This is a genomic window from uncultured Methylobacterium sp. (assembly GCF_964244095.1).
GTDB lineage: Bacteria > Pseudomonadota > Alphaproteobacteria > Rhizobiales > Beijerinckiaceae > Methylobacterium.
The window spans coordinates 26,136-38,136 of sequence record NZ_CAXTHR010000026.1; the positions used below are offsets into that span (position 1 = coordinate 26,136).

Genomic DNA, 12,001 nt, shown 5'->3' on the forward strand with positions numbered 1-12,001 from the left:
TCGCAGCCCGAGGTTCGCCGCCGCCCCGCGACCGGATGCGGCGTCCATCGGCCGGGTGTCAGGGCCGAGCCTGCGATCGCTGGTGATGCGGCCGCAGGAAAGGGCTCAGCAGCAGCATCGCGCTGCCGACGCCCGCCAGCAGCCAGATCGACGGCCGGAAGTCCCCGCTCAGGTCCCGCACGATCCCGACCAGCAGCGGCCCGCCGGCGGCGATGATGTAGCCCACCGTCAGGACGAAGGCGTTCCAGACGTTCGCCTCCTCGACGCCGTGGGTGTTGTCGAGCGGCAGGGTCATGCCCAGCGTGAAGCCGCCGCCGAGCCCGACGGCGCAGAGCGGGATGACGAGGAAGGGCGCCGCCGTCGGCGCGACTGCGAGCAGGACGAGCCCGAGAGTCGTGAGGCCACCGCTGACGGCCAGCCCGACGCGCCGATCCTCCGACCTGCTCAGCCACCCGAACACCGGGTTCGCGCACATGAAGACGGCGGTGAAGCTCGCGAGAACGAGCCCGGCCACGGTGGGGGAGAGGCCGTACTCGCGGTACATCGGCGCCGTCCACGACAGCAGGGCGTAGAACAGGAAGTTGTCGCAGGCGAAGTACAGCGCGATGAACCAAGCCGTGCGGTTGCCGAGCGGAAGCCGGTGGGACGGCGCGCGGACCACGCCGCCTGCCGCACGGTGGCGATGCTCCCGGATCGCGACGGCGAGCCAGCCGAGGATCGCGACGATGCCGAGCAGGCTCCACATCCCCGAGGCGAGGCGCCAGCCTCCCGCGACGTTGGCCGCGACCGGACCCGTCGCCCCGGCGGAGAGGGTGCTGCCGAACGACAGCGCCGTGGCGTAGACGCCCATCATCAGGGCCGCCTTCGTCGGAAAGCGCGCCTTGATGAAGCCGGCCATGAGCGCCCCGGCGACGGCGATGCCCGCCCCGACGCCGGCCGTCGCAAGCAGGAGGCCGGTCACGTTGCCCGAGAGCGACCGCGCCAGCGTCGAGAGGCACAACAGCAGCAGGGCGCCGAGCAGGACGGGATCGCGTCCGTACCGCCGCGCCAGCCAGGGGGTCGGCAGGGCGAGCACGCCCATCAGCAGATCGGGGATCGTGACCAGCAGAGAGGCCGCGGCGTGCGAGAGCCCGAACTCCTCGATGATGGACGGCAGGATCGGCCCGACCGACACGATGCCCGGACGAAGGTCGATCGCGACGAGGAGGATCGCCGCGACGGCAAGCCCGCGCCCCAAGACTGCCTCGCCCCCGTGGTTCGGACCAGATGCCGCCCCGATGGGCATCGCATCCGCAACACGCGTCTCCATGCCAAATCCTATCCCATGGACATTGCAAGATGTAGCTATGTATTTCGACAAAATTTCTGAGAAATCTTGTCCCGGTATAGTGGGTGAGAACCTGCCATATTAGAGTGGATCAAGTCCTCATATCGATTTGTCTGATGATCGAACCCGAGGCGCTTTGCTTGTGGCACATCAAAGCATTACGATAAATACGTCAAATTGCTGTGGCGCTCATGGACGGACAGCACCACGCTGGCGGTCCACCGAATCGGCGCGACGCCGAACGCGTGCACGTCACCAGCAGGGCAAGATCCTGAACGGCATGCCCCGTCACCGGGGCCGCGGGATCGACGTTCCGGCGTCTTGCCGGAGATCCCGCGAGCCCTTCCGTTTTCCGGAGGGAGCGGTGCGTGGCCTTGGGACGGTGGCTGCATTTTCTTCACGCGAGCCGGCGTCCGCCTCAGTGGAAAATGCCCCAGCGCCCCAGAAGCGTCCGCAGGCGCGGCGAGCGCGCCGAACCGTCGATGCATTCCAGCGTCTCCGACCGGTTCAGGGTGTGTAGGCGGGTGCCCGGCCAGCCCGGCCCGGCGCGCAGCCGCGTCTCGACGGTCTGCGCGAACCCGTCGTCGTCGAGGCGGTCGATCCGGGCGAGCGCGAGCGCGCGGCCGTAGCCCTCGGTGCAGTCCTGCACCGGCCGGATCAGCGCGCCGCCGCGGGCGACGATGCGCCCCGCCGGCCGGGCCGAGGCGACATCGACCAGCACCGGGTTGTGGGCGTGCGGCGTCCACGGCCCGCGGAAGTCCGGGGCCGACCAGAGGTGGAGCGCATCGGAGTAGGAGCCGCTGCCAAGCGGTGCGTCGGGGGCTGCATCCCGCACGGTCGCGAACATCCACCACCGGCCGGCCTGCTCGACCAGGGTGGCGTCGCTGGCGACGAGCCCCGAGACCAGCGTCGCCGCCTTGACCCAGCCGCCGGGAAAGGCCGTGGCGCGATAGAGGTCGATCGTGCCCGCGCTCCCGGTCTCGGGCACCATCCAGGCTTGGCCGTCGCGCACGAACACGAACGGATAGGAGAGGTGGTGCGCCTCCTCCAGCACCGGCACCGGCGTGCCGACCGGGCCGTCGGCCGAGAACCGCACCGCCGAGACGATGCCCTTGCCGACCGCGTGGACGAAGTCCTCGACGAACAGCCAGGTCTCGCCCCGGTGGTCGAGGGGGAAGGGGTCGGCGTAGAACCGGCGGCCGTCGTCGGGCAGCACCCGCCAGCCGCCCTCGGGATGACGGCGCAGGTCGATCACGTCCGGCCCGGCGAGCCGCCGCCAGCCGACCCGCCAATGCGGGGCGTGGTAGCACAGGTGGTAGAGCCGCTGCGCGATGGCGTGCGCCAGCATCCCCCCGGTCCGGGTCAGGACGCGGGCGGCCGGCAGCGCGGCGGGTGCGGCGGCCGAGCCAGGCCGGACGCTTTCGAGCCCGGATTCGTCGCGGCCCGCGAGCGCCGCCGACACGAGCGAGACGGTCCGCATCAGCGCGTCGTCGAAGGAGGTTCGCATCACCCCGCGCCGCTCCGTCCCGGTGCGGCCGGTCGCGACGCGGCGGGCGCCGTCCTGAAGGGCGATCACCGGCGCACGCCCCGCGAGCAGGCTCGCGAGCAGGCCGGCCTCGCCCGGCATGCCGTCGAACGACAGTTGCCAGAGCGCGGTGCCGCCCGCCGGCGCGACGTCGCCGCACAGGTCGACGGTCAGGTCGGGCACCGCGAGGCCGGCCCGCGGCCACGGCGACAGGTCGGCCGCGGAGGCCGGGGACGCGGCGCCGAGGCGCGGCAGGCGGTGGATCAGGGCCTCGAGGGAGAACAGCAGGTCGGCGTTGGCGGGCCACGCGTCCGGTCCCGGCCGCGCATCGATCTCGACCGCGTGCACGTCCGGCAGGGCGGCGATCCGGCGCAGCAGGTGCACGTGCCACCGGCGCGGGCGACGGCCATCGAGACGCAGCCTCAGACGCATGCCGACAACCGATCCTCCGCGGGCATTCGCTCCGAGACGCACCGTTCGTGCCCGGACCCGCACGCTCCGCCCGACGTCGGAGGCCGCGCGCGCCATCCACCGCCACGATCTATCACCCGGTTCGTCACCGGAAGGATAACCGGACGAACAGTGCGTTTCATTCGGCGCGGATTAACCGTCGCCCGAAGAACCCGCCGTGAAAAGGCGGCTCCTACGCAGTCTTGAGGGATTTTCATTCCGTTGCGCGTCTCTTGCAGTGCAGGGGCGGGCGTCCGTACAACTGACCCATTCCGAGACGACGGTGGCCGACCGTGGAACACCTCAGCAGAAACCTCGCCGTGGCGGCGTGGATGGAACCGCTGGTTCCCGAGCGCGCATCCGCGCCCAGGCCCGATACGACCGCCGAGCTCGGCGACGTCTGGCGCATCCTGTTCCGGCGCTGGAGGCTCATCCTCGGCACGGCGACCGCGCTGGGGCTTGCCGCACTGGCCTACGCCATCCTCACGCCCGCGCTCTACACCGCGACGGCGCAGCTCCTGATCGATCCCCGCGACCGGGTGGTGGTCAGCAACGACATCAATCCCGGCGCGCTTTCCCCTGACGGCGGAGTCACCCAGGTCGAGAGTCAGGTCCGCGTCATCGAATCGGACACCGTCCTGTCCCGCGCCATCGCCGAGACCGGCCTTGACGCCGACCCGGAATTCGGCGCGGCCACGCCCGGCGCGCTCGAGCGCACGCTCAAATCGCTGCGCGAGACGCTCACCGGGCCGAGGACGGAACGTCCCGTCGACGCCCGCGGCCAGTCGCTCGACCGGTTGCGGCGCAAGCTCGCGGTCAAGCGCGCCGACAAGGTCTTCGTCGTCGATGTGATCGTCACGACGACGGACCCCGACAAGTCGGCGCGGATCGTCAACGCCATCGCGAAATCCTACCTGTCGGACCAGTCCGAGGCCCGGGCCGGCGCGGCGCAGCGCGCCTCCGGGGAGCTTCGCGCCCGCCTCGACGACCTGCGCAACGCGGTCAACGCGGCCGACCTGCGCCTGGAGGACTACAAGGCGAAGAACGGCCTGATCGCGTCGAGCGGGCGCCTCGTCGGCGAGCAGCAGCTCACCGACAGCAACGCCCGCGTGGTTGCGGCCCGCACCCGGACCGCCGAGGCCCGCGCCCGGCTCCAGGGCGTCAAGGATGCCCGCGGCCGGCCGTTTGCCGCGGGCGCGACGCCGGAGGCGATCCAGTCCTCGGTGGTCGAGCGGCTGCGCGGCCAGTACGCCGAACTCGCGAGCAAGGAGGCGGACCTGCGCACCAACCTCGGCGAGCGCCACCCGTTCATCGCCGCGACCCGCGCGCAGATGCAGGACGTGAAGCGGCTGATCGACGGCGAACTCGGCCGGATCGCGCAGGCGGCGGAAGCGGAGTATCAGCGTGCGCTCGCCAACGAGCGCACGCTCACCGCCGACCTGGAGCGGCTGCAGAAGCAGTCCGCCGTCAGCGCCCAATCGAGCATCCGCCTGCGGGAGCTGGAGCGGGACGTCGACGCGAGCCGGTCGGTCTACAACAGTTTCCTCGTGCGCTCGCGCGAGATCAAGGAGCAGACCGGGATCGACACCACCAACGCCCGCGTCATCACCTGGGCGCGCCCGCCGCAGGACAGCTCGTGGCCGCCGCGCGTGTTCCTGGTGCTCGCCGCCGCGCTCGCGGGCCTCGGCCTCGGCACCGGCTTCGCGCTGGTGCGGGAATACGCCGAGCCGACGGTGCTGTCGCAGCGCCAGCTCGAGCGGCTCTCGAACGCGCCGGTCGTCGCCACCCTGCCGCGCCTGCGCCGGATGAGCGACGTCGCGAGCGCGTCGGCGGCCGGCTTCACCCTCGACCACCTGTTCGAGACCAGCGGCGGCGGCGGCGGGCGCTCGCTCAGCATCCTCGTCGCCTCCGGCGAGGCGGACGACGCCGACCGCAAGGCGGCGATCGACCTGCTCGCCTCCGTCGCGGTCGCCCGCGGCGAGCGCGTGCTGGTCGTCGACGCGGACATGCGGATCGACGGCACCGGCGCCGGCGGCCTCCTCGACGTGCTGCGCGGCGAGCAGAGCCTGAACGCCGTCGCCCGCCTCGATCCCGCCACCGGCGCGCGCCGGATCGGCATGGGCGATACCCAGAAGCCGGTGCGCGACGCGTTCCTGCGCGCCAACGTCGAGCGGTTCCTCGCCGGCGTGAAGGGCCGCTACGAACTCGTCATCCTCGACGGCGGCGTGCTCTCCGAGAACCTGCGGATCGGCCCCGTCGCGGCGGCCACCGACCGGCTGCTGCTGATCGTGCGCAACGGCGCCACGCGCCAGCGCGACCTGCTCAACCTCGTCGGCACCTCGGAGGCGCTCGGGCGTCCGGTCTCGGGCTCGCTCCTGCTCGACGCCCGCGCGGCGAGCTGAGGGACCCGTGCCGACACCCGCCGACCGTTATCCGTCGCGGATGCCGGCAGACCGGCGCGCGCGCCCGGCCTTCCCGCTTCCGTCGCTGGCGCGGGCCGAATCGTGGATGCTCGTCGGGCTCGCGCTCGTCACCTGCGGCATCTCGGGCGGGATGCTGTGGGTGCTCGGGATCAACTACGACGGCATCACCGGTTCGGCCGCGCAGAAGGTGCACCCCGCGACCTACCTCGCGGTCCTGGTGTTTGTCTGGACGATGCTGCGCTCCGGCAATCCGGTGGCGCCGGTGGTGGACGCCGCCGAGCGGCGGCCGGCGAGCGTGCTGCTCTGCCTCGTCGGCTTCGGGCTGCTCGCCTTCATCGCGCTCCGGAACGGCACAGGGCTCGCCGGCGCCCTCGACACCTACGTGCTCAGCGGGCTCGTCGTGATCCTGCTGGCGGACCGCGACGCGCTCACGATGCGGCATCTTGAAATCGTCTTTCACGCAGTGATGCTCGCCAACGCGGTGCTCGGCCTCGTGGAGTTCGCGAGCGGCCAGCGATTCTTCCCCTTCCGCATGGACGGGCAGGCGTTCGACACCGACACCCGCTCGGCGGCGCTCCAGGGCCATCCGCTCGCCAACGCGACGCTGACGGCCTGCTACGTGCTGGCGCTGCTCGGCGGCGGCGGATCGCTGCGGCCGGCCGTCCGTGCCGGGATCGTCGTGCTCCAGCTCGTCGCGCTGATCACCTTCGGCGGCCGCTCGGCGACGGTGGTGACGCTCGCCTTCGGCGGCGTCTTCGCGGTCGTCGCGCTGAACCGCGCGCTGCGCACCGGACGCGTGCCGCTGCTCGGCGCGGCGCTCGCCGCCTTCATGCTGACGCTGGTGCCGATCGTCGTCAGCGGCTTGGCTGTGGGCGGCTTCTTCGACGCGCTGCTGGCGCGGTTCGTCTCGGACGGCGGCAGCGCGAACGCCCGCGTCGAGATGCTGACGATCTTCGACGCGATCCCGTTGCGCGACCTCCTCGTCGGGCCGGACCCGACGATCGTCGACACCCTGCGGCGGATGTACGGCCTCGAATGGGGCATCGAGAACCCGGTGGTGCGCAGCCTGCTCTACAACGGCGTGGTGATGACCGCCCTGCTCGCCGTCGCGCTGACGCTGTTCCTGTACGAGGTGGCGCGACAGTGCCGGCGCGGGGTCGGCCTGCCGATCCTCGCCTTCGTCGTGCTGATCAACACCTTCGAGAGCATCGGCGGCAAGACCACGCTGCTCGCGAAGTTCGCGCTGATGCTGCTGGTGCTCTACCCGCGGCGCACGCTCAGCGGCGCACCGGCATCGTCAGGCCCAGCGCGGCGATGATGTCGGGATCGATGCGGTGGGCATCGTCCATCAGCCCGAGCCCGTCGAACAGGTTCCAGAACGCCCAGGGAAAGCCTGCGGCTTCGGCCGCCTCGCGCACGTCGCGGATGTAGCGCGCCCGGTCCGGCGCCTTCGCCGCGACGTAGCGCGCGTCGCTGCGCAGCGCCCCGAACTCGCCCATCAGAATCCGCCGCGGCGGGATGCCGTAGAGGTCGGCCCAGGTGCGGATGTCGGCCAGATTCCGGTCGAGGTAGCCGCGGTCCGGGTCGGCCGCGAAGTATTCCGTCAGCTTCGCCTCCGTCACCGCGTAGGCCGCGGCCTTGTCGGCGGCCGCGGTCTGCGTGTCGGCGCGCATGCGGGCGCGGACCGCGGCGAGCGTCTCGTCGAGGCGGCCGGCGCGGGCCGGCCACGGCACGCCGTTCAGCGCCCGATAGACCGGCTCGTCCGTCATCCACGGGGCGCCCTGATGCGAGAACAGGTACGGCTCGTAGAAATGGAAGGTGAAGACCAGCGGCGCCAGGGCGGCGAAGGCGCCCGGATCGAGGGCGGCAAGCCCCGCCGCCAGGCCGCCGCAGGCCCCCGTCGCGACCAGGGTGATGCCGGGCGAGGCCGCCCGCGCGGCGGTGAGCAGGGCGGCCTGGACCCGGTTCCAGGCGACCGCGCCGCAGGCCTGCGGCGGCTCGTTGACCGGTTCGAGGGCGATGCGGCCGGGCGCGCGCGCGCCGAAGCGCCGGGCAAGCGCGACCACGACGTCGCGATAGGCGGGAAACAGCGGTGCCGCGACCGATCCGTAGAACCGCTCCGGGTTGTAGTGGTGGGTGGCGGCATTGGCCTGAAGGTTGAGGACCAGCGACAGCCGGCTCGCGAGGATCAGGTCGACCGCCTCCGTCAGCGTCCCGAAGAGCTGTTCGCGCCGGACGCCCGTGGCGGCGGCGAAGGGGCCGGGATCGATCGGCAGGCGGACGAAGTCGAAACCCGCCCCGGCGAGCCGCCGGAGGTCCTCGGCATTCGGGACCGGCCGGTCGGCCTGGAACGGCGGCCAGTCGTACTCGGTGCGCGGGGCCGGGAACTCGCGGGTGAGCGAGAACCACGGCCACAGGCTGATGCCGCGCCGCAGAGCGATGGGCTCGGGCGGGGCCGCCGCGCGCGCGCGGCCGGCCAGGGCCAGCGCGAGCGCGCCGCCGACGACGCCGCGGCGGCCGGCCTCCATCCTCAGCGGACCCGTTCTGCGGCGACCGCCTCGGCCGGACGGCGTCGGTCGGGCTCGACGTCGGGCACGGACACGGCCGCCGATGCCCGCGCGGTGCGGACCGGCATCGGCGGATAGCCGCCGAGCCGGCGCAGCTCGACCTCGTAGGCGTTGAGGACGTCGTCCCAGGAGAAGTCCGCGGCGCGCTGGCGCGCGGCGCGGCGTGCCGCCGCGACGGCCTCGCCGTCCTCGAGCACCGCCGTGATCGCGCGCTCGCAGCCCGCCGCGTCGGAAAAGTAGAACTGTCCCTCGCCCGCGGTACCGCGGTTGAAGGCGTTGTCGTGCGCGATCACCGCGTTGCCCGCCCACAAAGCCTCGACCAGGGATGGGTTGGTCCCGCCGACCGTGTGGCCGTGGAGATAGGCGCGGGCATGGTGGCGCAGGGCCTGCACCGTCGCGGCCTCGTAGATCGCCCCGGGGAACGTCACCGCCTCCCCCGCCGCCGCCCGGACCGCCCGGTGATAGGCGTTTTCCGGGTCGAGCTTTCCGAGCACCACCAGCCGCGCGCCGCGCGGGCGCCGTGAGAACGCCGCGACGAAGGTCAGCACGTTGTTGTCGGGCTCGATCCGGGCGATCGACACCAGGAACCGGTCGGGTTCGAGCCCGAGCATGCGGATCGGCGCCTCGGAGGTCGAGCGGATCGGCTCGCCGCCGTAGGCGATCGTCGCGATCGCCCGGCGCGGACGGCGGGTCGCGAGGTGGTCGGCGATCGCCGGGTGATCGGCGACGAGCCGATGCGAACTCCACGCCGCGATCCACTCGCTGATCCAGAAGAACACCCGCACGGGGAGCGGCCATTTCGGCCGCTTCCACTCGATCCCGTCCATGTTGGTCAGGATCTTCGCGCCGCGCAGGCGGAGATACGGCAGGAACACCGCCCCGTTGTAGCCGAGCACGAGGCAGACGCCGCCGCGCGAGGCCGCGTCGTGCGCGCAGAGCGCGTCGAAGGCCAGCGTCGCCACGGGCCCGTTGGCCGCCACCTCCACGGTGATCAGGTCGATCCCGCGCCAGACCCGGGTGGAGACCCCCCGCCCGACCCGCCCGACCTCGCGCTGGCAATAGACGCCGACGCGCCAGCCGCGGGCGGCGAGGTGGAGTGCGAGCCGCTCCGCGAACGTCTCGAAGCCGCCATGCGCCGCCGGGATGCCGCGCGTTCCAAGAATTAGGATCGCCGGCGCAAGACTCCGCATGAGCATCCCCTTCCGATGTCGGCCCACTTATTGTATGTCGAAAGCACGGCCAAGGCATTTCTCGAATAATACAACCTATGGTTGTTTATTATTGGATTTAATCAACTTATGAGCGTAGAACCTATACTGCGATCCGGGTTCACCATTGCCTACGACGACGTCCAGACGCCGGCGCGGTTTCCCGCGGTGCGGGACGGCCATGCGGTGAAGCGCATCACCTGCGTGCATCAGGGCTGCGAACTCTACGGGTCCGACCGCAGCTTCTGCGAGACGGTGCGGACGATCCGCGCGGCCTATCCGACGGCGTGGATCGACGTCGTGCTGCCCAAGGCGGGGCCGATCGTCGCGATGCTGGAGGAGGCCGCATCGCGCATCGTCATCGAGCCGGTCTGGGTGCTGCGCCGGCGCAACCTCGCGCGGCTGGCGACGATCGGCCTGGCCGCCCTGCCGATGGCCGTCGCCCGCGCGCTCCGGCGCATCCGCGCCAGCGACCTCGTCTACGTCAACACGACGGTCGTGGCGGACTACCTGCTGGCGTCGCGGCTGCTTCCGGGGCGCACCGTGGTCCACGTTCACGAGATCCCGGAGGGCGCCGCGCTCAAGGTGCTGCGCGGCCTGATCCGCTGGAGCCGCGCCCACATCATCTTCAACTCGCGCGCGACGCAGGCCGCCTTCGCGATGCCGCAGGATGCGACCGCGCGGGTGGTCTATAACGGGATCAGCGGGCCGGCGCAGCCGAACCCCGCGCGCTACGACGGCAGCCGTCCCTTGCGCCTGCTGATGCTCGGGCGGATCAGCCGCATCAAGGGCCAGGAGGTCCTCGTCGAGGCGATCCGCCGGCTGCCGCCGGCGGCGCGCGCGCGCATCGAACTCAGGATCGTCGGCGGCGCCTTCGAGGACGACGCGCGGGAGGCGGCGCTCGTCGCGCAGATCGCGCAGGCCGGCCTCTCGGCACAGGTCACCTGCTCGCCCTTCGTCGCCGATCCCGATCCGCTCTACCGCTGGGCCGACGTGGTCGCGGTTCCCTCGCAACGCCCCGAATCGCTCGGGCGCGTCGCCATCGAGGCGCTGGCCTACGGCATCCCGCCGCTGGTCTCCGGGATCGGCGGCCTCACCGAGATCGTCGAGGACGGGGCGACCGGATGGGTCGTCCCGCCCGGCAGCGCCGAGGCGCTGTCGCGGACGCTGGCGGAGATCGTGACGCGGCCGGACACCTGGGCCGGCTACCCGGCCGCCGCGCGCGCGCGCTACGAGCGGGTCTTCGACGCATCGCTCGCGGCCGAAGGGATCACGGGCATGCTGCGCCTGACCTTCCAGCGGGAGCAGGCCGGCCCGTGCGAAGTCCGCGCACCGGTGAACGCCCCCTCGAATCCGGCCGGCTGAGGGTGGGACGCGCGCGGGAACGCGGCGCCTGCTCGTGCAGAGCGTTTCCTGAAGCCGCAGGCATTGGTTCGCCGCTGGCGAGCGGATCGAAACAAGGCCGAAAGCCGTGTCCGATCCGAGCCGGCCGGACACGGCGCCGTGATCCTCGCATCCGCTTCGCGCGCTCGGAGCGTGGCAAGGACCCGTTATCCAAGCCGCGTGGAAGCGGCACGGCTGCCGGCGCCCGCCGGAACCGCGCGCGGATCGAGCGCGTCCCGATAGGGTCGGACCCATGTCCGACGACCACGATCGTAAGCAGTCTCGCGCGATCGTAGCGGCGGGCCTCGTTTCATAGCTATGGGCGAAGCGGCGGGTCCTTCGATCGAACGCGTGCGGGATGCGTCGGCAGTTCGCGCCGTCTCACGATCCCGCCGGATCGGGCGTACACGAGGGGTTCACCGCTTCGACCCGCCACCGACCGTCCTGCGCAGGAACGGAAGATGAGGACATGATCAGCAGCGTCATCGAGCAGATCCTCGATCGGATCTCGGCCGCCAACCTGCTCGCGGCGGGGCTTCTCCTCGCGACCGCGCTGGCTTGCGCGGTCATCGCCTACTGGCGCACCGTGGAGGAGAAATCCTTCGCCGAGTTCTTCGAGTTCCTGCTGCCGCACGAAGTGATCACCCACCCGTCCGCGCGCGCGGATCTGCTGTTCTACATCACCCGCAAGGCGATCATGCCGTTCCTGCTGATCCCCGCGGGTGTCACCTTCGTCGTGGCCGTCGGCTACGCGACGAACAAGGCGTTCGGGGCGCTGTTCCGCATCAACGCGCCGCTGCTCGAAGGACCGCCCGGACCGATCACCGTCATCGTGTTCACGGCGACGATGCTGCTGGCCTACGACATCTCGTACTACCTCTATCACACGGCGCAGCACCGCTTCCCGTTCCTGTGGGAACTGCACAAGGTCCACCATTCGGCGGAAGTGATGGTCGGCATCACCAAGGACCGCGTCCACCCTCTCGACGAGCTGATGAACCGCGCCTGGGACGGCGTGATCCCCGGGATCTGCTTCGGACTGTGGACGCTGATCGCGCTCAATCCCGTCGAGGTGACGGTGTTCGGCGTCAACGTCTACATCATGCGCAACATCCTGA

General features: G+C 71.5%; 8 protein-coding genes. 4 read left to right on the plus strand and 4 right to left on the minus strand.

The features are described from left to right. Positions 1-58 precede the first annotated feature (58 nt). On the minus strand, positions 59-1,309 hold the full coding sequence (locus tag ACFE86_RS06525) for a CynX/NimT family MFS transporter (protein WP_375454515.1): 1,251 nt from the start codon (positions 1,307-1,309) through the stop codon (positions 59-61). Between the two features lie 436 nt (positions 1,310-1,745). Then, on the minus strand, positions 1,746-3,284 hold the full coding sequence (locus tag ACFE86_RS06530; RefSeq protein ID WP_375454516.1) for a formyl transferase: 1,539 nt from the start codon (positions 3,282-3,284) through the stop codon (positions 1,746-1,748). Positions 3,285-3,595: 311 nt separating this feature from the next. Here ACFE86_RS06530 and ACFE86_RS06535 point away from each other — a divergent pair, with 311 nt between their 5' ends. Both ACFE86_RS06535 and ACFE86_RS06540 read left to right on the plus strand, forming a co-directional pair. Next, positions 3,596-5,704 carry a GumC family protein gene (locus ACFE86_RS06535; protein WP_375454517.1) on the plus strand — a complete coding sequence of 703 codons (2,109 nt, stop codon included), beginning with the start codon at positions 3,596-3,598 and terminating at the stop codon, positions 5,702-5,704. Positions 5,705-5,810: 106 nt separating this feature from the next. Continuing rightward, positions 5,811-7,043, plus strand: coding sequence for a VpsF family polysaccharide biosynthesis protein (locus ACFE86_RS06540; RefSeq protein WP_375454518.1), 1,233 nt, complete (start codon positions 5,811-5,813; stop codon positions 7,041-7,043). Here the strand turns inward: ACFE86_RS06540 and ACFE86_RS06545 are convergent. Together ACFE86_RS06545 and ACFE86_RS06550 are read right to left on the minus strand one after the other, a co-directional pair. Continuing rightward, on the minus strand, positions 7,003-8,253 hold the full coding sequence (locus tag ACFE86_RS06545) for a glycoside hydrolase family 5 protein (RefSeq protein ID WP_375454519.1): 1,251 nt from the start codon (positions 8,251-8,253) through the stop codon (positions 7,003-7,005). The genes ACFE86_RS06540 and ACFE86_RS06545 overlap by 41 nt on opposite strands. 2 nt (positions 8,254-8,255) lie before the next feature. Next, entirely contained in the window at positions 8,256-9,482 is a 1,227-nt protein-coding gene (locus ACFE86_RS06550) for a DUF1972 domain-containing protein (protein WP_375454520.1), read from the minus strand. A gap of 108 nt (positions 9,483-9,590) precedes the next feature. Between ACFE86_RS06550 and ACFE86_RS06555 the strand changes: the two genes are divergently transcribed. After that, on the plus strand, positions 9,591-10,865 hold the full coding sequence (locus ACFE86_RS06555; protein ID WP_375454521.1) for a glycosyltransferase: 1,275 nt from the start codon (positions 9,591-9,593) through the stop codon (positions 10,863-10,865). Between the two features lie 487 nt (positions 10,866-11,352). Continuing rightward, on the plus strand, positions 11,353-12,001 hold a 649-nt coding region (locus ACFE86_RS06560), incomplete at its 3' end, for a sterol desaturase family protein (protein ID WP_375454522.1).